The sequence below is a fragment of the Oceanicaulis sp. genome (assembly GCA_040112665.1).
In the GTDB taxonomy this organism is placed as follows: domain Bacteria; phylum Pseudomonadota; class Alphaproteobacteria; order Caulobacterales; family Maricaulaceae; genus Oceanicaulis.
This window is the reverse complement of the sequence record CP157796.1, coordinates 1,366,632-1,388,395: the sequence shown is the minus strand read 5'-3', so window position 1 is coordinate 1,388,395 and position 21,764 is coordinate 1,366,632. Positions and strand designations below refer to the sequence as shown.

The 21,764-nt window shown below is 69.8% G+C and carries 24 protein-coding genes; 13 read left to right on the top strand and 11 right to left on the bottom strand.

Annotated elements, in window-relative coordinates:
- Positions 1–2: 2 nt before the first annotated feature.
- The 4 genes from ABL308_06610 to hemC form a co-directional block, all read right to left on the bottom strand.
- Positions 3–1,511 carry a heme biosynthesis HemY N-terminal domain-containing protein gene (locus tag ABL308_06610; GenBank protein ID XBQ17549.1) on the bottom strand — a complete coding sequence of 503 codons (1,509 nt, stop codon included), beginning with the start codon at positions 1,509–1,511 and terminating at the stop codon, positions 3–5.
- Positions 1,508–2,857 carry a hypothetical protein gene (locus ABL308_06605; GenBank protein ID XBQ17548.1) on the bottom strand — a complete coding sequence of 450 codons (1,350 nt, stop codon included), beginning with the start codon at positions 2,855–2,857 and terminating at the stop codon, positions 1,508–1,510. Before ABL308_06605 ends, ABL308_06610 begins: the two co-directional genes overlap by 4 nt.
- 71 nt (positions 2,858–2,928) lie before the next feature.
- Entirely contained in the window at positions 2,929–3,627 is a 699-nt protein-coding gene (locus ABL308_06600; GenBank protein XBQ17547.1) for a uroporphyrinogen-III synthase, read from the bottom strand.
- The gene (gene hemC / locus ABL308_06595) at positions 3,624–4,580 is read right to left on the bottom strand and encodes a hydroxymethylbilane synthase (protein XBQ17546.1); all 957 of its coding nucleotides are present in this window, start codon (positions 4,578–4,580) and stop codon (positions 3,624–3,626) included. The genes ABL308_06600 and hemC overlap by 4 nt, the downstream gene beginning before the upstream one ends.
- A 67-nt stretch (positions 4,581–4,647) precedes the next feature.
- On the opposite strand from hemC, the gene tsaD reads away from it, so the two are divergent.
- Genes tsaD through ABL308_06575 form a run of 4 tightly spaced genes read left to right on the top strand, consistent with a single transcriptional unit; the run spans position 4,648 to position 7,450 of the window.
- Positions 4,648–5,793, top strand: coding sequence for a tRNA (adenosine(37)-N6)-threonylcarbamoyltransferase complex transferase subunit TsaD (tsaD, locus tag ABL308_06590; GenBank protein ID XBQ17545.1), 1,146 nt, complete (start codon positions 4,648–4,650; stop codon positions 5,791–5,793).
- A gap of 17 nt (positions 5,794–5,810) precedes the next feature.
- Positions 5,811–6,803, top strand: coding sequence for an NAD(P)H-dependent glycerol-3-phosphate dehydrogenase (locus tag ABL308_06585; protein ID XBQ17544.1), 993 nt, complete (start codon positions 5,811–5,813; stop codon positions 6,801–6,803).
- Positions 6,804–6,815: 12 nt separating this feature from the next.
- Complete coding sequence (locus tag ABL308_06580; protein ID XBQ17543.1) at positions 6,816–7,106, top strand: YciI family protein; 291 nt, start codon at positions 6,816–6,818, stop codon at positions 7,104–7,106.
- The gene (locus ABL308_06575; protein XBQ17542.1) at positions 7,106–7,450 is read left to right on the top strand and encodes a Rieske (2Fe-2S) protein; all 345 of its coding nucleotides are present in this window, start codon (positions 7,106–7,108) and stop codon (positions 7,448–7,450) included. Before ABL308_06580 ends, ABL308_06575 begins: the two co-directional genes overlap by 1 nt.
- 1 nt (position 7,451) lies before the next feature.
- On the opposite strand, the gene ABL308_06570 is transcribed toward ABL308_06575, so the two are convergent.
- The gene (locus tag ABL308_06570; GenBank protein XBQ17541.1) at positions 7,452–8,033 is read right to left on the bottom strand and encodes a hypothetical protein; all 582 of its coding nucleotides are present in this window, start codon (positions 8,031–8,033) and stop codon (positions 7,452–7,454) included.
- Between the two features lie 131 nt (positions 8,034–8,164).
- Positions 8,165–8,902: a creatininase family protein gene (locus ABL308_06565; protein ID XBQ17540.1), complete on the bottom strand. Its 738-nt coding sequence runs from the start codon at positions 8,900–8,902 to the stop codon at positions 8,165–8,167.
- Positions 8,903–9,056: 154 nt separating this feature from the next.
- Between ABL308_06565 and acs the strand changes: the two genes are divergently transcribed.
- The 6 genes from acs (at position 9,057) to ABL308_06535 (ending at position 15,514) form a co-directional block, all read left to right on the top strand.
- A complete protein-coding gene (gene acs, locus ABL308_06560) occupies positions 9,057–11,003 on the top strand; it encodes an acetate--CoA ligase (GenBank protein ID XBQ17539.1) in 1,947 nt (648 codons plus the stop codon).
- Positions 11,004–11,118: 115 nt separating this feature from the next.
- A complete protein-coding gene (locus ABL308_06555) occupies positions 11,119–11,784 on the top strand; it encodes a hypothetical protein (protein ID XBQ17538.1) in 666 nt (221 codons plus the stop codon).
- 87 nt (positions 11,785–11,871) lie between these two features.
- Positions 11,872–13,098 (top strand): parallel beta-helix domain-containing protein, encoded by a 1,227-nt coding sequence (locus tag ABL308_06550; protein ID XBQ17537.1) that lies wholly within the window; start codon positions 11,872–11,874, stop codon positions 13,096–13,098.
- Positions 13,095–14,288, top strand: coding sequence for an SO2930 family diheme c-type cytochrome (locus ABL308_06545; protein XBQ17536.1), 1,194 nt, complete (start codon positions 13,095–13,097; stop codon positions 14,286–14,288). Before ABL308_06550 ends, ABL308_06545 begins: the two co-directional genes overlap by 4 nt.
- An 86-nt stretch (positions 14,289–14,374) precedes the next feature.
- A complete protein-coding gene (locus ABL308_06540) occupies positions 14,375–14,869 on the top strand; it encodes a hypothetical protein (protein XBQ17535.1) in 495 nt (164 codons plus the stop codon).
- 99 nt (positions 14,870–14,968) lie between these two features.
- A complete protein-coding gene (locus ABL308_06535) occupies positions 14,969–15,514 on the top strand; it encodes a host attachment family protein (GenBank protein ID XBQ17534.1) in 546 nt (181 codons plus the stop codon).
- A gap of 25 nt (positions 15,515–15,539) precedes the next feature.
- Here ABL308_06535 and ABL308_06530 read toward each other — a convergent pair whose 3' ends face one another.
- The 3 genes from ABL308_06530 to htpX form a co-directional block, all read right to left on the bottom strand.
- A complete protein-coding gene (locus ABL308_06530; protein ID XBQ17533.1) occupies positions 15,540–17,000 on the bottom strand; it encodes a methyl-accepting chemotaxis protein in 1,461 nt (486 codons plus the stop codon).
- Positions 16,997–17,299 carry a hypothetical protein gene (locus ABL308_06525; GenBank protein ID XBQ17532.1) on the bottom strand — a complete coding sequence of 101 codons (303 nt, stop codon included), beginning with the start codon at positions 17,297–17,299 and terminating at the stop codon, positions 16,997–16,999. Before ABL308_06525 ends, ABL308_06530 begins: the two co-directional genes overlap by 4 nt.
- Before the next feature lie 106 nt (positions 17,300–17,405).
- Positions 17,406–18,353, bottom strand: a complete 948-nt coding sequence (gene htpX / locus ABL308_06520) for a zinc metalloprotease HtpX (GenBank protein XBQ17531.1) — start codon at positions 18,351–18,353, stop codon at positions 17,406–17,408.
- 83 nt (positions 18,354–18,436) lie between these two features.
- Between htpX and ABL308_06515 the strand changes: the two genes are divergently transcribed.
- Positions 18,437–18,643 (top strand): DUF1674 domain-containing protein, encoded by a 207-nt coding sequence (locus ABL308_06515; protein XBQ17530.1) that lies wholly within the window; start codon positions 18,437–18,439, stop codon positions 18,641–18,643.
- Between the two features lie 187 nt (positions 18,644–18,830).
- Positions 18,831–19,112, top strand: coding sequence for a hypothetical protein (locus ABL308_06510; GenBank protein XBQ17529.1), 282 nt, complete (start codon positions 18,831–18,833; stop codon positions 19,110–19,112).
- On the opposite strand, the gene ABL308_06505 is transcribed toward ABL308_06510, so the two are convergent.
- Complete coding sequence (locus tag ABL308_06505; protein XBQ17528.1) at positions 19,034–19,504, bottom strand: low molecular weight protein-tyrosine-phosphatase; 471 nt, start codon at positions 19,502–19,504, stop codon at positions 19,034–19,036. The genes ABL308_06510 and ABL308_06505 overlap by 79 nt on opposite strands.
- A gap of 80 nt (positions 19,505–19,584) precedes the next feature.
- Positions 19,585–20,511 (bottom strand): acyl-CoA desaturase, encoded by a 927-nt coding sequence (locus tag ABL308_06500; protein ID XBQ17527.1) that lies wholly within the window; start codon positions 20,509–20,511, stop codon positions 19,585–19,587.
- Positions 20,512–20,747: 236 nt separating this feature from the next.
- Here ABL308_06500 and ABL308_06495 point away from each other — a divergent pair, with 236 nt between their 5' ends.
- Positions 20,748–21,575 (top strand): enoyl-ACP reductase, encoded by an 828-nt coding sequence (locus ABL308_06495; protein XBQ17526.1) that lies wholly within the window; start codon positions 20,748–20,750, stop codon positions 21,573–21,575.
- The last annotated feature ends 189 nt before the right edge of the window (positions 21,576–21,764 follow it).

The following is a 21,764-nucleotide window of genomic DNA, read 5'->3' as shown; positions in this document are numbered from 1 at the left end:
CTCTAGCGGCGCGTGTCGTCGTCATCCTCGGGCACGCCCGGATCGTCGGGCGCGTGCCCGGGTTCATAGAAGCTCGGCCCCGGCTTGTCGCCCCCGCTCTGCGCTTTCGTCTGCGATGACGGCTGGGGCGCTGCGGCGGCGGGGCTGGCGGACGCGGCCCGCGGCCCTTCCAGCAGAGCGCTTTCCGGCGCTGCGGCCGCCGGGCTTTCGAAACGCTCGTGCCGGGGGTGGATCAGGCGCTGATCACGGCCCCAGGCCTCGACCATGCGCCGCCAGTCCGCGTCTGTGTAGTTGAAGGCCTGACCCGCCTCGTCGATGTCCGACCAGTCCGCCTCGCCCGGCGCATGCGCGGCGCGGGCCATCCAGCGCCGCGCGCCGGCCTCCTCGCCTTCGAGCTGGTCGAGCCGGGCGGCGAGCACGCACACGCGCGCGGACACCGGCGGCTGGGCCAGAAGCGGCGCCAGCGCCGCGCGCGCCGCGTCGCGGTTTTCCTGCTCGATCGCGGTTTCGGCCAGAAGCACGCGGGACTCCCGATGATCGGGATTGAGCGAAGCGAGATGGCGCAAACGCTCGGCGCGCTTGGTCTTCGTATCGGATTTCCTGAGATCGGCGTAGGCGCGGGCGAGCGCCGGGTGCGGATTGCGCTTCCAGGCTTCTTCCAGAATGTCCGCCGCGCGGCGATGTCGCCGCTGGCGGGCGAGCAGCCGGCCGGCGAGCTCGGCGGCGGGCGCGAACGCAGGCGAGGCGTCAGACGCGCGGTCGGCGAGCTTGGCAGCGGTTTCAGGATCGGACTCCTCCAGCCGCCGCGCTTCGGCGGTCAGCAGCACGGCGCGTATCCGCGCCGCCACGCCGCGATCGACATGACCGCGCCGCTCGCCTTCGGTGAGCGTGGTTTCCGCGTTCGCCCAGCGGGCTTCGGCGATCTGCGCGCCGATCAGCGATTCATACGCCCAGCGCGCCCCGCCGGCCTGCTCGAAGGCTTCCGAGGCGTGGGTGATGGCGAGCTTGCCGTCCCCGCGCGCCTCGGCGATCGCGGTGAGGCCCCGGCGTGCGACCAGCCGCGTCTTGCCGTCCTCCAGCATCGCTTCGTAATGGGTCTCCGCGCTTTCAAGATCGCCGGCCGCTTCGGCGGCGCGGGCGGCGAGCAGCCGCGACAGCGCAGGCCGATCGAGCAGCGCCTCGGCCCGGCTCGCCTGCCGCACGGCCAGAGCGCCCTGCCCTGCAGCCGAAGCGATGAGCGCGCGTTCGAGCGCGTCGAAGCCCTGCTCGCGGCGGCGGTTCTTGCGAAACTTGCGAAACGCGTCGGGCGCGCCCCAGACCTTGGCCAACAGCCACCAGGCGAAGACCAGCACGAAGGTCGCGACGATCAGAACGCCCGCGGCCAGCGCGAACGGGGCTTCGGCGACGACGCCGAGAAACTCGATCCGGACCAGGCCCGGATTGAGCGTCAGGAACACCGCGATCGCGGCGGTGATCACGCACAGGACGACGGTGAGGACGAGCCTGATCATCGAGAACCTCCTTCACCGGCGAGCGCGGCCGATTGCGCGTCCAGCGCCTGTTTCACCGCGAGCCGGGCCGTGAGGCCGTCCGCCCAGTCGGCGACCGCGTCCGCAGCATCGCCGTCGAGGCCGGAAACGATGTCGGCGGCGGCGGACAGATCGCCCGCGTCTAGCGCCGCGGCGATGCGCGCGGCCGGGCCGTCCTCGCCCTGCCTGTCCACGCTGAGCACGCCGAAGAAGGTGCGCGTCTCGCCCGTCGCCTCGCGCAGAGGCCGGGCGGGGAAGCTTTCTTCGAGCCGATCCAGCGTCGGCGCGCCCTGACGGGCGTGACGCGACAGCGCGTCGAGCCCCGGCGCGTTCGGCCAGACCCGGCGCATCGCCTCGACCTCGACGGCGAAGGGCTCGGTCCCGGAAGCCGCCTCGCTGAGCGCGGCGAAGGCGAGCGCGCGGCTGGCGAGATCGGCCGGTTCGCCCTGCGGCGCAGGCCGGGCCGGGCGCGGCGGCTGGCTCTCATAAGCCGCGAAGAGCGCCGCGACGCGCTCTTCGAGCGTGGCGATGCGGGCGCGGAGCGGATCGAGATCAGGCGCGGCGCCGGGCTGATCGCTCAGCGCCTGCACGCGCGCAGGCAGGCCTTCGAGCGCGGAGACCGCCTCGGCGAGCGCGTCGACGCGGCCTTGCAGATCGTTGACCGTGCCCGCGAGCGCGGCCAGCCGGGCGGGATCGGCGCCGCCTTCGCCGGCGGGCGCGTCGGCCAGGGCGGCCTGAACGCTGCTGACCGCGGAACGCGCCGTCTCCGCCTCGCTGCGGGCGGTCTGGACGTCTTCCTCAAGCGCGGTAAGCCGGTCTTCGATCTGACCGAACGCCTGGGCGAGCCGGTCTTCGAGCGCGGCGATCGCGCCGATATCCGCCTGCCCCTCGCCGGAGGGCGCGGATTCGAACCCCGCGATCTGCTCTCGCAAGCCGGCGAGGTCTGCGGCGAGCGTGTCCACGCGCGCCGGAAGGTCCGCGCGGGCGGCGAGCTGATCTTCCAGCGCATCGATCCGGCCGGTGAGGGCGCTCATGTCCGCGCCTTCGCCCTGATCGGATTCGAGCGCGGCGATGCGGTCCTCCAGCCCCTGCACGGACGGTCCGGGCAGCGGTTCGCCGGGCAGGTAGCGCGAGGCGGCGTAGCCCACCAGGCCGCCGATCGCAGCGGACGCGATCACCAGGCCGATGGCGCGCAGCGCGCCGCCGCCAGAGCCGCCGCCGGCTCTGGACGTGTCGTCTGACGCCGGCGCCTCCTCGCCGGACGGGGCGGGTTCGAACTCGGCGTCGACCGGTTCGGCGTCGGGCTTTGACTCGGTGTTCTCGCTCATGCTGGGCCGGTCCATGAATTGCCGCGGCGAAGTCTAGGATGCGTCGCGCCGATAGGCCACCGGCGCGCCTGTCACGGCGCCGGGCCGAACAGCGCCGCCAGCGCGTCAAAGAGCGCAGGCTCGTTCGGTTCCCTCGCAACCGCGATGCGGCGCGTTCCCGCAGCCCGCAAAGGCGAAGCAGCGGCGTCTGAAATCGCTGCGGCTCTCAGAGCTCCCGGATCGATCCTGCCGGCGATTTTTTCGGCGAAGCGCTCCGCCCCGGCGGGCGAGTGGATCAGGACTAAGGCTTCGGGCAGAGCGCTGATGATTTCATCGCCATAGGCCGGCGTCTGAACCGTGTCGTAGACCGCCGCGCCGAACGCCGCCACGCCCGCCCCCTCCAGCGCGGCGACGAGGTCAAAGCCCGTGCGCACCCCGTGAAGATGGGCGACCGGACCGCCGGGCGGGTTCGCCGCGATGAGCCGGGCCAGCGCCGCGCCGTCGCCGTCCGCGCTTGCGACCGACGCGAATCCGGCCTTTCGAGCGGCCTCCGCCGTCGCGTCGCCCACTGCATAGACCGGAAGATGACCGCCGAGCTTCAGCGCGGACGCCGCAGCCGCGCCGTTGGGGCTGGTCAGCGCCAGCGCCGCAGCGCTGGAGAGATCGGGGGAGGCGTCGAGGAATTTCACCTCGGCGGTGGCCGCGTCCAGCGCGGCGTAGCCGGCTTTTTCGAGCGCGGCGATGGTGCGGCCCGCGCCGGGGCGGGCGCGGGTCACCAGGACCGTTTTCACCCGGTCTGCTCGACGATCGCGGCGAGATCGGCGCCGCCGGCTTTCTTCACCGCAGCGCCGAGCGTGCGGCCGACATCTTCGGCGGCGTGCGGGTCCATGCCTATGTCCGCAATGACGGAATCCGCCCAGCAGGCTGTGCCGTCGGTCGATAGCGCCTCGCCGCGCAGATGCACTTTCCCGTCCGCGCCGAAGGCGGCATGGGCCGCGATGGGCGTGCGGCAGGAGCCGTCCAGCGCCGCCAGGAACCCGCGTTCGGCCCGCGCCCGGACATGGCTTTCGGCGTGGTTGATCAGCGCGGCGATCTCGCGGGCCTCGTCGTCGTCCGAACGAATCGCAACGCCGACGCAGCCCTGGGCCGGGGCGGGGATCATTTCGGTGTCGCTGACCGGTTCGCGCTCGGCTTCGGCGCGCCCCAGGCGCCGCAAACCGGCGCGGGCGAGGAAGGTCGCGTCAATCTCGCCGGAGCGGATCTTTTCAAGCCTCGTATCCACGTTTCCGCGCAGGAGAACGATCCTGAGATCGGGCCGGCGCCTGAGCGCCTGGGCCTGACGGCGGATCGAGGCGGTGCCCAGCACCGCGCCTTCCGGCAGATCGTCGACGCGGTAGATCTCGCCGCTTGTGATGAGCACGTCGCGCGGATCCTCGCGTTCGAGAATCGCCGCGATTTCAAGCCCCTCAGGCAGCTTCGTGGGCACGTCCTTCATGGAGTGCACGGCGAAGCGCGCTTCGCCCGACAAAAGCGCCGCGTCCAGTTCCTTGGTGAAAAGCCCCTTGCCGCCGGCGGCCAGAAGCGCCCGGTCGGTGATCCGGTCACCCGTCGTCTGCATGCCGAGAATCGGGAAATCCGTTTCCGCCGTCCGCCCCGTCGCAGCCGCCAGCCTGGCCTGCACGTCCTTGGTCTGGGTCGTCGCCAGAGGCGAGGTTCTGGTGGCGATCGGAAGGGGTTTCGTCATCAAGGCCTCGCTCGGCGCGCTTCACCGCGCTGTTGTAACCGCGCCGGGCGGGCGCTAACGGAAGTTCATGGCGTTACCCCATGTCTCCGACCCGCATCAAGCCGCCGCGTCGCCGCAGGCCCGCGCGCTGGTCGTGCTCGGCCTTGAATCGAGCTGCGACGACACCGCCGCGGCGATCCTGCGCCGGGCGCCAGACGGGTCGGTGACGATCCTGTCCGAGCGCGTCGCCGGACAGACCGCCGCGCACGCCCCCTATGGCGGGGTGGTGCCCGAGATCGCCGCGCGCGCACACGCCGAGCGGATCGACGCGCTGGCCGCCGAGACGCTGGCCGAAGCCGGGCTGTCGCCCGGGGAGCTCGACGCGGTCGCCGCGACGGCCGGGCCGGGGCTGATCGGCGGGGTGATGGCCGCGCTGATGACCGCCAAGGGGATCGCGCTGGGCGCGGGCGTGCCGCTGATCGCGGTCAATCACCTTGAAGGCCACGCGCTGTCGCCGCGCCTGACCGAACAGATCGAGTTTCCCTATCTGCTGCTTCTGGTGAGCGGAGGTCACACCCAGCTGGCTCTGGTCGAAGGCGTGGGCCGGGTCGAGCGGCTCGGCTCGACGATCGACGACGCGGCGGGCGAAGCCTTCGACAAGACCGCCAAGATCATGGGGCTGGGCTTTCCCGGCGGTCCGGCGGTGGAGCGGGCGGCGAAATCGGCGGCCGATCCGGACCGGTTCGAGCTGCCGCGCATGCTGGCGCGGGATAAATCCTGCGACTTTTCCTTTGCGGGCCTCAAGACCGCCGCGCGGCGGGCCTGGGAGAGCCTCGAGGCGCCCGGCGAGGCCGACCGCAACGATCTCGCCGCCGCCGTTCAGGCCGCCATTGCGCGCCATCTGGCCGAGCGGGCGGGCCGGGCGATGGATCAGGCCGCCGAGCGCCTGGGGCGGACCCGCCGCATCGTCGTCGCGGGCGGGGTGGCGGCGAACGGGGAGGTGCGCGCGCGCCTGAAAGCGGCGGCTGAGGAGCGCGGCTTCGATCTGGTTGCGCCGCCGCTGAAATACTGCACCGATAACGCCGCCATGATCGCGCTCGCCGGCGCGGAGCGTCTGGCGCTGGGGCTGACCGACGGGCTGGACGCGCCCGCCCGCGCGCGCTGGCCGCTCGATCCCGAAGCGGCCGCCGCCAGCCCGGCGAGCGGGGCGGGACGCAAAGGGCCGAAGGCCTGAGAAGGAAGGACACGCCGATGCAGTCCATCGCCGTCATCGGCGCCGGCGCCTGGGGCACGGCGCTTGCGCAGACCGCCGCAGCCGCGGGCCGGGCCGTCACGCTGTGGGCGCGCGAGGCCGAGGTCGCCGAGGCCGTGAACGGCGCACGGGAAAACACCGTCTTCCTGCCCGGCGTCCGGCTGCATGACCGGGTGCGCGCCACCACCGACATCGCCCAAGCCGGCGAGGCCGAGGCGGTGCTTCTGGTCACCCCGGCCCAGCATGTGCGCGCGACGCTGAAGGCGCTCAGACCCCATGCGCGTGACACCTTGCCCATCGTGCTCTGCGCGAAGGGGTTCGAGCAGTCCACGCTGGCCCTGATGACCGACGTGCTGGCCGAAGAACTGCCCCAAGCGCGCGCCGCCGTCTTGTCGGGGCCGAGCTTTGCGATCGACGTCGCCAAGGGCCTGCCCACCGCCGTTACGCTCGCCTGCGCGGACAAGGCGCTGGGCGAAGACCTGATGGCGGCGATCGGCTCTCCGGGCTTCCGGCCGTACTGGACCGACGATCTGGTCGGCGCCGAAGCGGGCGGCGCGGTCAAGAACGTGCTCGCCATCGCCGCCGGCATCGTGGAAGGCCGGGAGCTCGGCCGGTCGGCCCATGCCGCCCTGATCGCACGCGGCTTCGCCGAGATGAGCCGGCTGGGCGAAGCGCTGGGCGGACGGCGCGAGACGCTGGCCGGGTTGTGCGGTCTGGGGGATCTGGTCCTCACCTGCTCCTCGCCGCAATCACGAAACATGAGCTGCGGGCTGGCGCTGGGGCGCGGCGAGGCGCTGAGCGACATTCTGGGCGCGCGCAAGGCGGTGACCGAAGGCGTCGCCACAGCGCCCGCCGTCGTCGACCTGGCGAAAAAGCACGGCGTGGACATGCCGATCTGCGAAGCCGTCGCCGCCGTGCTGGCCGGTGAGATGCGCGTGGACGCGGCCATCGAAGCCCTGCTCGCCCGCCCCTTCAAATCCGAGACCGATTGACAGGACCCGCCCATGCTCTTCGCCGTCACCTGCACCGATCGCGCCGGAGCCCTGCCCGTGCGCATGGAGAACCGTCAGGCGCATCTGGATTGGGCGGGCGCGGAAGGCTCGCCGGTGAAGATGGGCGGGCCGCTTCTGGACCGGGAAGGAAACCCCGCCGGCTCGCTTCTGATCGTCGAGGCCGAGGACGAAGCCGCCCTGCGCGAGATCCTGTCCGGCGATCCTTACGCCAAGGCGGAGCTGTTCGCCGACGTGTTCTGGATGCCGTTCAAATGGACGCTGAAAACCCCGGAGGGGCTGTGATGAGCGCGCCAGAGACGACCCCGGCGCCGGGCACCGTCCTCAAACAGCTCGACGCCGTCCCGAACCCTGGCGGCGCGCCGGCCGATTACGAAAAGCTGCCGATCCTGATCCTGCGATCGGGCGAGACGGTGCGCGCCTATGTGAATGTCTGCCCCCATCAGGGCCGGCCGCTCTGCCTGCCCTCGGGCAAGACGCTGGTCAGCGAAGACAAATTCGTCGTCTGCCCGTTTCACGGCGCGAGCTTCGAGATCGGGACCGGCGCGTGCGTGGGCGGCCCGGCCGGCAAGGCCGGGCTCAAACCCGTCGCGATCGAGGTGAAGGACGGCGCGGTGATCGCCGCCTGATCTATTCAGCAGGCGCCTGAGCGGCGGCCTCGAGCCGGCTTGCGATCTCAACCAGCGGATCGACGACTTCGGCTTCGCTCTGGACCACGCAGAACCGGCCGTCCTGACCGCGGTGCACGCCGGTCAGCGCGCTGCGGTCAAAGCCGGGCACGAGATTACGGCGCTGGACGTCGGCTACGGCCATGTCGAGCGCCTGACGGTCGGCGTCCTCGAGCCCGGGGGTGTAGAAGATCAGCTCGCGGGGGGATCCGTCCCGGACCCAGCCGACATGCACCCGCGCATCCGGCCCGCGCGCAGCGAAGACCGCGTTTTCAGGCAGGTTTTCGGCGAAGCCCTGATCGCCGACTTCGCAGGCCTCGCGGGCGATCCGATCGAGTTCGGAGAGCTGATCGCCGTCTTCGGCGGGCGCTTCGGCCTCGCCGGTCTCGCCGTCCTCGACGGTCTCGGCCGCAGGCTCGGTGTTGACCTGCTCGGCGTCCGTTTCGCCGGCGGCGTAGGGCGAGGCGTCCGGCCCTTCGGTCTCGCCGCAGGCGGCGAGCAGAAGCGCGAACGCGGTCAGGGTGGAGAAGCGCAGAACGGTCATCACGAACTCCCTCGTCGCCAGGCGGGCCGTACGGCCATTGAGGCCTCATACCCGCACCGGCCGCCGGCGAAAAGAGGGTCGGCGAATTCGCAAAAAAAGCTTCACGAAAGCCGGCGCTGCGGCCGCTCCGCTCAGCCTTCGAAGAAGGCCGCCACGTCGCTGATCAGCGCGGCCTTGGCGGCCCTGACGATCTCCGCGCCTTTCTCCGGCGTGGCCTGTGACGGGTCCGAACCGATCCGGCCGTCGGGGAAGCGGGTCCGGTAATCCGCCGCGTCCGCGAACCGGCCTTCAGGAGCGATCCTGGGGCTCATCTCGACGGTTTTGACCGCCTCGGGATGGGCGTAATAGGTGACCGACACCTCGCTGGCGGTGGCGTGGCTGCCCTCCCCCACCGGAAAAAGCGATTTGCACAGCGCGCCGACGCCGTCGAGCTCCCACCAGTTTTTCGAGGCGAGCCGGTAGGGGCAGGCCTCCCCGTCCATCGACCAGGCGGCGTAGCTTTCAGCGAACGCGGCCTGGATGGTGGCGATGTTGCCGCCATGGCCGTTGAGCCAGTAGATGCGCTTGAAGCCGTGGCGGACCAGGGAATCCATCCAGTCGTTCATCGCCGCGATCATGGTCGAGGGCCGCAGCGTCATCGATCCGGGAAAGCCCAGATGGTGCTGGGCCACGCCGACATTGAAGGTCGGGCCGACCAGAAAGCCGGCCTCTTCGCCGGCCTCGCGCGCGATCACCTCGGGGCAGATCGCGTCGGTGCCCACCAGCCCGTTCGGGCCGTGCTGCTCGGTCGAGCCCACCGGGATCACGATCCCCTTCGAACGCTTGAGATAGGCCTCGACCTCGGGCCAGGACGCGGTGTGCAGCAGCATGGGCGCTCCCCGGAAAACAATGATCGCGGAGAGGACACCGGAGCGCGCCGAAGCGCAAGCGGGAGTTCACACGCCCCGCCTTGCCCCCGCCCCCATCCCCGCGCGATGCTCGGCGCAACGAGAGAAGACACGCCCTTCAGGGAGGAGACGCGCCATGGCCGAGGATCTTTATCCGGTTCCTGACAGCTTCGCCGACGCGGCCATCGGGCCCGAGCGCTATGCGCTGATGTATCGCCGCTCGATCGAGGAGCCCGAGGCGTTCTGGCGCGACGAGGTGAAGCGGCTGGACTGGTTCACCCGGCCAGAGACGATCTCCGACGTGAGCTTCGCCGAGGACGACCTTCATATCCGCTGGTTCGAGGACGGGGTTCTGAACGCCTGCTACGAATGTGTGGACCGGCATCTTCCCAAGCGCGCCAACAAGGTCGCGCTGATCTGGGAGGGCGACAATCCCGCCTACCATCACGCGATCACGTATGCGCAGCTGCACAACCATGTCTGCCGCTTCGCCAACGAGCTGAAGAGGATCGGGGTCGGCAAGGGCGACCGGGTCACCCTGTACATGCCGATGATCCCCGAGGCCGCCTACGCCATGCTGGCGTGCGCCAGGATCGGGGCGGTGCACTCGGTCGTGTTCGGCGGGTTCTCCCCCGAGGCGCTGGCCGGCCGGATCGAGGACTGCAAGTCCGAATTCGTCGTCACCGCCGATCAGGGCGTGCGCGGCGGGAAGGGCGTGCCGCTGAAGGAAAACGTCGACAGGGCGATCGACATCTGCGGCGGGGTGAAGGCGGTGCTGTGCGTGCGCCATACCGGCGCGCCGGTGGGCTGGGTCGAGGGGCGCGACCACTGGCATCACGAGCTGGGCCTGGAGGTCGATTCAAAGTGCGAGCCCGAGCCGATGAAGGCCGAAGACCCGCTCTTCATCCTCTACACCTCGGGGTCCACCGGTAAGCCCAAAGGGGTGCTGCACACCACCGGCGGGTATCTGGTCTGGGCCTCGATGACCCATGAATACACCTTCGACCATCGCGAGGACGACGTGTTCTGGTGCACCGCCGACGTCGGCTGGGTGACCGGGCACAGCTATATCGTCTACGGCCCGCTGGCGAACGGCGCGACGAGCGTGATGTTCGAGGGCGTGCCGACCTGGCCGGGGGCCGACCGCGCCTGGCGCATCGTCGCCAAGCATCGCGTCACCGTGATCTACACCGCGCCCACCGCGATCCGGTCGCTGATGCGCGTCGGCGACGAGCCGGTGAAGAAGCACGACCGGTCGTCCCTGCGCCTTCTGGGCAGCGTTGGCGAGCCGATCAATCCCGAGGCCTGGCGCTGGTATCACGAATGCGTCGGCGAGGGGCGCTGCCCGATCGTGGACACCTGGTGGCAGACCGAGACCGGCGGGCATCTGATCACGCCGCTACCCGGCGCACATGCGCTCAAACCCGGCGCGGCGAGCTTTCCGATGTTCGGCGTCCGCCCGGCCCTCATGGACGCGGAAGGAAACCGCCTGCCCGACGAGGGCGCGGCGGAAGGCAATCTGGTGCTGGAGGGCAGCTGGCCGGGGCAGATGCGCACGGTTTACGGCGACCACCGGCGCTTTTTCGAGACCTATTTCTCCGCCTATCCCGGCACGTATTTCACCGGCGACGGCGCGCGGCGCGACGCGGACGGATACTGGTGGATCACCGGCCGGGTGGACGACGTGCTCAACGTCTCCGGCCATCGTCTGGGCACGGCGGAGATCGAGAGCGCCCTGGTGCTTCACGACCTCGTCGCGGAAAGCGCGGTGGTGGGCTATCCCCACGACGTCAAAGGCCAGGGCATCTATTGCTATGTCACCCTGATCGAGGGGATCGAGCCGACCGCAGACACCGAGAAGGCGCTGAAAGACCATGTCCGCAAGGAGATCGGCCCGGTCGCCAGCCCCGACGTGATCCAGTTCACGCCCGCCCTGCCCAAGACCCGCTCGGGCAAGATCATGCGCCGCATCCTCAGAAAGATCGCCGAGGGCGAGTACGACAAGCTCGGCGACACCTCCACCCTGGCCGATCCCGGCGTGGTCGACGACCTTGTCGAAGGGCGGAAAGCGGCGCTGGGGTGAGGGTTTATAACCCCACTTCTTAAGGGCGCTATTGCGCCGCAGCATGGGCGTATTGCGCCGCCGCACCGGGCGCCTAGATCAGGCGCATACCTGAGTTTCCCGGTGAGGAATTCCCATGCGCTTCATACCCTACGCCGTGGGCGGCTTCATGCTGCTGCCGTTCGTTCTGTGGGCCGGGCTCTATGCCGCGTTTCCCGGGCCCAAGCCGGGCTTCTTCGACAGCCCGACCGCGTTCGGCCTGGTCGCGGTGTCGATCCCGCTGGTGGTGTTTCACTACATCGCGGGGCTGGCCTATGTGGCGAACTCCATGGCCGGTCACGCCGGCGAGGCGCTGCCCGTCTGGCGGCCCGCCCGCGCGGTGCAGCGCGCCATGGCGCCGCTGACCGTGGTTCTGTCGATCGCCGCCTTCGTGCTGGTCAGCCAGGCCGGTGAAGGCCTGGCCGCCGCCTCGGCGGTGGCCGGTGCGGGCCTGGTCATGGCGCTGATCATGGCTGGCGCCCGGCGCGAGCGCTCGATCGACGCGCTTTTGGTCCACCCCGCAGGCCTCGCGCGGCGCAGCGCCGGTCTGATCGGCCGGCTGGTCATGGCCACGCCGGTCCTGGGCTGGATGCTCGACGAGGTGCGCCGCGACCCCCATCGCGGCGGGCCGCTGTTCGCGCTGAACTTGCTGCTCCTGACGGTGCTGATGGTGGCGCTGTTCGGCTTCGCGGTGCTGGTGATCCCCGCCATGCTCGCGGTCCCGGCGGTGTTCTACCTTCTGCTGAGCCTGGGCGCGGACTGAGGCGCTTTCCCAGCGAACGCTGTTCGTTTAACCTCCCCGGCATGGAAAGAGGCGCCCAAGCGCCCGCCAGTCAGGGAGGAGACGCCGATGAGGATCGGAACGCTCATGGTTCCGGCGCTGGCCGCGCTCGCGCTCGCCGCATGTGCGGCCGAGGAGCCGGGCCGCGACGTCAGCGGGTTCGACCGGGACTACCAGGCCGAGCTGATGAACGCCCTGCTGGACGCCCAGCCCGGCGACGTCATCGAGATCCCGGAAGGAAACTTCCTCATCGAGCGCGGCCTGTCGCTGACTGTGGACGGGGTCACCATTCGCGGTCAGGGCATGGACCGTACGATCCTGAGCTTCGCCGAGCAGCGCCAGGGCGCGGAAGGGCTCCTGGTCTCCGGCGCGGACGATTTCACGATTGAAAACCTCGCCATCGAGGACACGCTCGGCGACGCGCTGAAGATCACCGACGGCGAGAACATCGTGATCCGCGGCGTTCGGGTGGAGTGGACGAACGGGCCCTCTACCGAGAACGGCGCCTACGGGCTCTATCCCGTGCAGTCGAAGAACGTGCTGATCGAGGATTCCGTGGCGATCGGCGCGTCGGACGCCGGCATCTATGTGGGCCAGTCCGAGACCATCATCGTCAGGAACAACCGCGCGGAGTTCAACGTCGCGGGCATCGAGATCGAGAACTCCAACGACGCGGACGTCTACGGCAACGTGGCGACCAACAACACCGGCGGGATACTGGTCTTCAACATGCCCCATCTGCCGCGCCCCGGCGCGGGCACGCGGGTGTTCGACAACGACGTGTTCGAGAACAACACCGCCAATTTCGGCCATGCGGGCACGCCGGTCGCCAGCGTTCCTGCCGGCACAGGAATCCTGATCAACTCCAACGACGACGTGCAGATCTTCAACAACCGGCTGCGCGACAACCGCACCGCTCACGTCATCATCTCGAGCTATCGCTCGGCGGACTTCTCCCGCCAGCTCGCCCCTGAAGGCTTCGGGGAGTATCCCGAGGCGATCTGGGTGTACGACAACGCCTATGAGGGCGGCGGCGGCAATCCCGACGAGATGATGCTGCAGGCCGCGCGCATCGCGCTGTTCGGCCCGACCGGCCGCCTGCCCGCGGTGATCTGGGACGGCTATGTCGCGCCCGATTACGCCGAGGCCGGCTGGCCGGAGGACCGCCGCATCTGCGTGAACGACGCCGAAGTGCTGTATGTGCGCGATCCCGACGGCGACGCCGAGCCCACTGTGGACGCAGCCGCCTTCGACTGCACGCTCACCCCGCGCGACCCGGTGGTGCTCGACCTGTGAGACCGGCGCTCAAAGCCCTCCTCGCCTCGGCGCTCGCCGCGCTCGCCGCCGCCTGCGCGGCCGAAGCGCCGCAGAGCGCCGCCCCGGACGCCTCCGGCCCGCCGCCCGAACCGCCCGCGCCGCGCTATATCGAGGCCGGCCTGCCCGATCTATTGTCGGACTGGGGCCAGCTGGCCGCAGGCGGCGGATCGCTGGTGCTGGGCGAGGACGTCACGCCGTATGATCTCAACACCGCGCTGTTTTCGGACTACGCGCTGAAGCTGCGCACGGTCTGGACGCCCGAAGGCGCAGGCCCGGCCGCCTATGATCCGCGCGAGGCGTTCGAGTTTCCCGTCGGCACGGTCATCACCAAGACCTTCTACTATCCGCGCGCAGGCGGCGGGTTCGAGCGCGTGAGCCGTGACGGCGTCTCCATGGCTCATTTCGACGGCCGGGCGCTCGACATGGACGAGGTCCGGCTGATCGAGACCCGGGTTCTGGTCCGCCGCGAGGCGGGCTGGGAGGCGCTGCCTTACGTCTGGGACGAGGACCAGAGCGAAGCCCGGCTTTCCCGCCCCGGCGCCTTCGTTGATCTGGTGCTGGTCGGCGAGGCCGGCGCGCAGCGGCTCGACTACATGGTGCCCAACGTCAATCAGTGCGCCAATTGCCACGTCACCGACACCACCGACGGGCGCGGCGTGCGGCCGATCGGGCCGAAGGCGCGCCATCTGAACGGCGATTTCGCCTATGCGGACGGGGTGGAGAACCAGCTCGACCGCTGGACGGCGGCGGGGCTTCTGAGCGGCGCACCCGAGCCGGGCTCCGCGCCGGCGTCTGCGGCCTGGGCGTCGGGCGTGCCGATCAGCGATCTCGAACTCGAGGCGGCGGCGCGCAGCTATATCGACATCAACTGCGCGCATTGCCATTCGCGCACCGGACAGGCGGACACTTCGGGGCTCTATCTCGAACCCTGGGAGCCGGCAGGTCCGAATTTCGGGCTGTGCAAGCCGCCGATCGCAGCGGGGCGCGGCACCGGCAACCGGCTCTACGGCATCGTTCCGGGCGATGCGGACGCCTCGATCTTCGCGCACCGCATGGCCAGCGACCGCGCCGACATCATGATGCCCGAGCTCGGCCGCGCGGTCGCCCATGAAGAGGGTGTGGCGCTGGTCGCGGCCTGGATCGATCAGATGAGCGGAGGATGCGGTTAAGCAAAACCGCAGCCCCCGTCTTCACCCCGTCACGGCTCTGGGGCATCGTCTTTCCGATCCTCGCCCCGCAACGGAGAGTGCGCCTCATGTCCGTCCGTTATCTCGCCGCCGGCCTCGCCGGTCTCGCCGCAGCCGCCTGCGCCACCACCGAAACCCCGATCGCCTGCCGGGACGCCAGCGCCGCCGAGCGCGCCGCCTTCGGCGCCATCGTCGCCCATGACGAGGCGCGGGTGGCGCAGATGACGACCGATCCTGCGCTGTCCCGGCGCATCGCCGATCTCGATCCGGCCGTCGCCGCGCAGGTGTTCGGCCAGCGCATGGGCGACCGCTCGGTGCGCACCGTGCTGATGCAGCCCCCGCTGTGTGTCTATGACGCGCCCCAGAGCGACACCGAACGGCTGGCCTATGTCTTCCCCTCGGGCCGGTTCGAGCGGCTGCAGAACGACGCCCTGCCCGGCGCGGAGCTGGGCATGGCCGCGGTCGATCACGCCGCCTGCCGCTTCGTGAACCAGGGCGGGCAGTGGACGCTGGCGGACGCATGCCTCGCTACCTTCGCGCCGCCGCCTGCGCCGGCGAGCTGACCGGCTGAACGCGGCGAACTGACGGCTGCGCCGCGCAACGCGGCGCGGCCGGAGCGCGTTGTTTCCTCGATGGTTCACCCACCGATGAGGAGGCAGCTCATGCGCCCCGAGACAGAACAGATCACCTGGGTCGCCGTGTTCGACGGCGGCAAAGCGCTCGTCTTTGAAAACAAGGGTTTCGACGACGCGGTGAATCTGGAACTGCTCAACCGGTTCGACAACGACAACCCGCCCGACCGCGAGCAGACCACCGACCGTCCCGGCCGCTTCCAGGACGCCGGCTCAGGCTCGAAGGGCAAGGGCGTGGACGCCCAGGCCGCTCACGGCCGGTCCGGCGTTCAGCAGACCGACCGGCACGAGCTTGAGAAGATCCGCTTCACCGACCGTCTGCTCGACCGGCTCAACCAGGAAGCCGAGCGCCAGAGCTTCGACCGGCTCGTGCTCATCGCGGCGGACAAGACGCTCGGCGAAGCACGCGAGCGCTATTCGGACCGGCTTGAAAAGCGGCTTCTGATCGAAGAGCCCAAGGACGTGGTCAACGAGCCCGCCGACGAGATCGAAAAGCGGGTTCAGAACCTGCTGGTCGAGAAGGCCGGCGAGACCCCGCGCAAATCGCACATGAATCTCTCCGGCCCGCAGAACTGACGCGGGGCCGCTTTCAGCCCGCCCCTTACGCCGCCTTGTCGAGATCGCTGCGGAATTTTGCGAGCTCGGCGGACAGCCGGCTCGCCGCCGCGGCGAGCCCCTGGGCGGAGCTTTCGAACCGCTCGGCCGCCGCGTCGGTGCGCGCGGCCGCGCCGTCGACTTCGCCGGCCTGCTCGCCCATCTGCCCGGTGGACTGGGCGGCTTCAGAGGCGAGCCGCGCGATCTCGTCTGTCGCGCTGGCCTGCTGGCCGAAGGCGCCGCGCGCATCGGCCGAGGCCCCGCGCGCTTCCTTGATTACGCCGCCGATGCGGCCCAGCCCCTGGGCGGCCTCTTCGGCGGCCCGGCGCATCGCGTCGATGCGCGTGCGGATGTCGCTGGTCGCCCGGCCGGTCTGGTCGGCGAGGTCCTTCACCTCGCTGGCCACGACCGCGAACCCCTTGCCCGCCTCTCCGGCGCGCGCCGCCTCGATGGTGGCGTTGAGCGCCAGCAGGTTCGTCTGCTCGGCGATCGAGGTGACGAGGTCGGCGATCGTCTCGATCTCGCGCGCGGCGGTGTTGAGCGCCTGAACGGACTGGCCCGCCCTGCCCGCCTCGTCGGCGGCCCGGCCCGTGGCCTCGTCCGCCGCGCCCAGCGTGCGTGAGACTTCCTCGATCGACGCGGCGAGTTCGGCCGCCGCCGAGGCCACCGCCTCGACGCAGGCCCGCGTACCGTCGGCGTTTTTCGCCACGGCTGCGGCGCGCTCGCGCGTGCCGCCCGCATCGGTCTTCAGCCGGCCGGCGAGATCTGTCTGCTCGGCCGCGGCGCGTTCAAGCTCGGACAGCACTTCCCCGACCGTCTTCTCGAACGCGCCGGCGAGCGCGGCGATATCGGCGCGCGCCCGGCGCATGTCCGCTTCCTTGCGCCGGTCCTGTTCGGCGAGGGTTTCGCTTGTCCTGCGGCTTTCATCGGCTTCGGCCAACGCGTTGTCGGCGGTTTCGAGCGCCTTGGTGATCGCGCTCGCGAGCCAGAGAAGAAGCCCGGTCTGGGCGACCACCACGACCGCGTGGAACACCACCCGGAAGAAATCCCCGCCGCCAGGAAAGACGGCTGCGGGAAGGGCGAAATTCAGGACGAGATGGTGCACCGCCGCGGCGCCGGCTGCGGCCAGAAGCGCCCGCCAGTCGCAAAGGATCGTCACCGCCGCGAGCGCGGCGAAGAAGGTCATGTGCATGTCGATCTGCCAGGCCTTGCCGCTCATCATGAAGGTGAGCGCGGCAGGCAGCGCCATCATCGCCGCGCCTGTGATCATGCGGGTCGAGGCCGCGTCCGGAGCGGCGCGCCAGCTGAAGAAGACGAGGCCTGCGGCGAGCGCGACAATAACCGTGCCTACGAGCGCGGTTCCTGGCGCGGCGAGCAGCGAGGCGGCGAGATAAACCGGGACCGAAAGACCGAGTCCGACGAGGAGAATGCGTTGCGCGTCGCGCCTGACAGCCTGAAGCCTGCTCATCGACCGAGATCTCCATCTTGAGAAGCCGAACAGCCGCCCAGCACGACCGGGTCGGCGATCATCCATGCGCCCGCCGCGCGCAGACGCTCTTTCGCGCGCGCGTCAGGCAAATCCACCACGAGGCTGCCGGGCAATGCGCCGAAGCGCACGATGGCCGCGCCGCTGCTCGCCGCTGCGGCGGCGAGCTCTGCATCGGTGAGGGCGGGGTTGAAAAGAACGGCGGCCTGGCCGGTCTCAGGCGCAGTCGCGACAGCGCCCGCGGCGGGCAGACCCGCCACGAGCGTCACCATCGCCAGCAATCGAAACGCCCCGCCCATAGGTGGTCCCGCGTTCACCGAATACGTTCAAGCTTATTCGTAATCGGCGGACGGTTAACGCCGGGTATCCAGGGGATTGAGCGGAAGCTCACCCCCAGGGTCCGCCGAAATCGCGGCCCGGGCCTTCTCCCGATACGCCGCCGCCCCACGGGCCCTGATGGCCCCAGGGGCCGGCGGGCGGGGTGGGCGCGTTCCCCGCCATCTCGCGCAGCTTGGCGATGCGGTTCGCGGTGTTCGGATGGGTGGAGAAGAAATTATCGCCGCGCTGGCCGTTGAGCGGATTGATGATGAACATGTGCGCGCTGGCGGGATTGCGCTCGGCGCTTTCATTGAGCGTCCGGCGCGCGCCGCGTTCGATCTTCTCGAGCGCGCTGGCGAGCCATTGCGGATTGCCGCAGATCTCGGCCCCGATCCGGTCGGCCTCGTACTCGCGCGAGCGCGAGATCGCCATCTGCACGAGCGCGGCCGCCATCGGCGCGAAGATCGCGATCAGAAGGCCCGCCAGAAGCCCGCCCCGCTCCCGCGCGCCGAAGAACAGCGCGAAGTTCGCCAGAAACCCGATCGCGCCGGCGAAGGTCGCGGTCACCGTCATGGTCAGCGTGTCGCGCGAGCGCACATGAGCGAGCTCGTGGGCCATCACCCCCATCACCTCCTGCCGGTTGAGCTGGGCGAGCAGGCCGGTCGTGGCCGCCACCGCGGCGTGGCTCGGGCTGCGGCCCGTGGCGAAGGCGTTGGGCTGGGGGTTGTCGATGACATAGATGCGCGGCGCGGGCATGCCGGCGTTCTGCGCCATGTCGGCGGTGTCGCGCGCGAACTGGTAGAGCCTGGGATCGCGCTCGTCGGGCAGGATCTCCCGCGCGCCGTGCATGCGCAGCACCATCTTGTCGGAATTCCAGTAGGCGAAAACGTTCATCGCCGCCGCCACGAGGAAGGCCAGCCCGGCGCCGCCGGGCCCGCCGATCAGATAGCCGATCCCCATGAACAGCGCGGTCAGCGCCGCCAGAAGCATGAAGGTGCGAAGGCCGTTGCCGGTCATGTGCGCGAGTCCCTGGTTCAACACTTGGCCGCACGCTGCGGCCCGCCTAGTTATCTGGGTGCGCGACCGAGGAGCTGCAAGCGATGAGCGACGGCCCGGAAACCCCTGAAAGCGGCAGCCCCCGCCCGCTGAGCGAGGCGGCGAAACGCGCCCTCGCAGAAGCCGAAGAGCGCCGCCGCAAGGCCGAAGCGGAAAAGGCCGCCCGCGAAACAGAGCACGGAGGCCCGAAAGGCCCCGAACCCACGCGCTACGGCGACTGGGAGAAGAAGGGCATCACCTACGATTTTTAGGCGGACGGCGGTTCGGGAAGTCGCTGCAGTAACGCCTTCCCTTGATGGAGAGGGTTCGACCGCAGGCCGCGGTTGGGTGAGGATCGTAGAGCGCCGAAATCCGCAGACCCTGACGCGTCCCCACCCGAGCCGGCACTGCGCGCCGCCCCGGCTCGCTTCGCGTCGAAAGCGTGCTATTCTGGCACGCGTGAGCGTTCTGACCGCCCTTTTGCTGATCGCGACGCCGGCCGCCGAACCGGCCGAGCCGGTGCGCGAGCGTGACGCCCGCGACCGCCAGGCGCGCGAGGCCCGTACGGTCGAGCTCGAGCCGGGCTTCTTTTCAGGATCGCTGACCGGCGGGGTGGGGCGCGAGCCGTCCTACCTGATCGTCAGGACGGCCGGCGCGCGGGTCTATATCCGCGAGACCAGGCCCTCGCAGCCCTTCTCGATGAGGTCGAGCGCGATTTCGAAATCCTCCGGCGCGCCGTAATAGGGATCGGGCACGTCCCGGCCCGCCAGCCCCACCGACCAGTCCATCAACCGCGAGACCGGCCGTTCGGGCAGGCGCAGCGCGGCCCGGCGCGCGATCAGCCATTTCACATGGCTCTGATCGAGCGCGACGACGTGGTCGTAGCCGGTGAAGTCCGCGTCGGTCACCGCCCGCGCGGTGATGCCCGAAAGGTTATAGCCGCGGCGCGCGCCGGCCGCGACCGCGCGCGGATCGGGCTTCTCCCCGGCGTGCCAGTCGCCGGTGCCGGCGCTGTCGAAAAGGATGTCGCGGCCCTTGCCCGCCGCAATGGCGCGCGCGGCCGCCTCCGCCATGGGCGAGCGGCAGATGTTTCCGGTGCAGACGAAGAGAACTGAAAGCGTGCGGCGCCGCATGGCGAACCCCTGAAATGCGCAAGGGTCACCATGCGGGCCGGTATGTTGACGCGCCTTTAAGCGTGGCAGTGAACGCGAGCCTAACGCGGGGCGGCGAGCTGCGGCGTGGCGAAGCGCTCGGCGATCTTCAGATCGCGCGCCCAGCGCAGCTTCTCGAAGATCAGGAGCGTGGTGCCGTTATAGTCCACCAGACGGTTCAGCAGCCCCTTGCGCGGCAGGTGCAGGGCGCTGGCCGGTTCGTCGTGATGGTGGTCGTGGAAGGCCTCGCCGCCGGTGAGCACGGCCAGCAGATAGTCCGCCCAGGCGGGGGTCTTGAGATGGCCGAACACGTTCACGCCCAGGATGGTGGCGTGAAACTGCACCCCGCGCGCCGTCACTGCGGCCGCGTGCAGGATGAAGGTCAGGAGGATCGATCCGCCGGTCGCGGCGACCACGGCGTAAATCGCCGCCGGGATAACCAGATGGACCAGGAAGGCGAGCTTGCCGTGATGGGCGTCGATCGCGCGCACCGCCGGATTGTCGCGCAGCCACATCGCCAGCGGGCGCTGCATGTCGTTGCGGTCGCGCCATAACAGCCAGCCCATCCAGGCCCACAGCTTGCCCTCGCCGGGATTGTGCGGGTCGCCGGGCTTGTCGGACAGGCGATGGTGCTGGGAGTGGTAGTTCACCCAGTCCTTCAGCTTGCCCTGCATGGCGATGATGCAGTTCACCGCAGTGATGACCTGGGCTGGCCCGCGCAGCTCGCCGGCCTTGTGGTGCCAGACCCGGTGCAGCACCCCGATGCCCATATTGCAGATCACCAGCGTGACCGCGCCAACCGCAAGAGCGAGCGGCGCGTACCACCAGTGAAGCTGCAGGCTTTCCAGCGCCAGGCCCAGCGTGAACGCGACGATCAGGCCCAGCACCCCCAGGGCGGGGTAGATGATGGCGGCGAACACGCTCGACCAGTCGAGATTCTTCCAGCTTTTGGGGATCGCGAGGGACCGCGGAAGCGGAGCAGATTTCATGGATGTCCTCGAACGCTCGGTGGTTGGGGGCGATGTTTCCTGCGTCCCCCTTCCTCAAAGGTAAACGCGACCATGCCACGGTCGGATGCGCGCCGGGCGGCGACCAGACGCCGCAGTTGAGACCTGTTCGCAGCGCGCGCCCGGGCGCCTCGACGGGGCCCGGCCTGTGGGCTATTGCGGGCGTAACGGGTTATCGGCGCGAAAAGCGGCGCCATCGTGATCGAAGGGAGGCGGCATTGTCCGACACTGAGTTTCCGGCCGGCGAACTGATGAAGGGCAAGCGCGGCCTCGTCATGGGCGTCGCGAACAAGAACTCCATCGCCTGGGGCATCGCCCGGCAGCTGGCCGCCCAGGGCGCCGAGCTGGCCTTCTCCTATCAGGACGAGGCGCTGGAGAAGCGGGTCCGTCCGCTGGTGGAGAGCCTTCCCGGCGAGCCTTTCATGGTGACCGCCGACGTCAGCGACGACGCCTCGATGGACGCCTGCTTTGAGACCATCAAGGACAAGTGGGGCAAGCTCGACTTCCTGGTCCACGCCATCGCGTTCGCCGGCAAGGAAGAGCTGCAGGGCAGCTTCACCCACAACACGACGCGCGAAGGCTTCAAGCGGGCGATGGACATCTCCGCGTTCTCCTTCGTGGACGCCTCGCGCCGGGCCAGCGAACTGATGCCCAGCCGTGAAGAGGGCGGCGGGTCGATCGTGTGCATGACCTATCTCGGCGCAGAGCGGGTCGTGCCGAACTATAACGTGATGGGCGTGGCCAAGGCCGCGCTGGAAGCCTCCACCCGCTATGTCGCGCGCGATCTCGGCCCGGCCGGGATCCGGGTGAACGCGATCTCGGCTGGTCCGATGCGCACCCTGGCCATGGCCGGCATTTCCGGCGGCCGCACGCTGATGAAGACCGGCAAGGACTGGTCGATGCTGAAAGAGGACACCACGATGGAAGGCGTCGCCGGCGCGGCGCTTTACCTGCTCAGCGATCTGGGCAAGTCGTGCACCGGTGAAGTGCTGCACGTGGACGCGGGCTTCCACGCCGTCGCCGTGCCGGACATCGCCGAAGACTGACGCCGCCGTCAGACCGGACGGAAAACCCCGCGGTGTAAGCCGCGGGGTTTTTTTGTTACCGCGGCGGAACCTCGCCGGCGTCCTGGAGTTTAGAAACGGTCGAATTGCGTCAAGCGCTCCGGAAAATGTGCGGTATTCGCAAATGCTTAATCAGTCCTTGCGGCGCCGCATCGGGGCTGCTAGGACCCG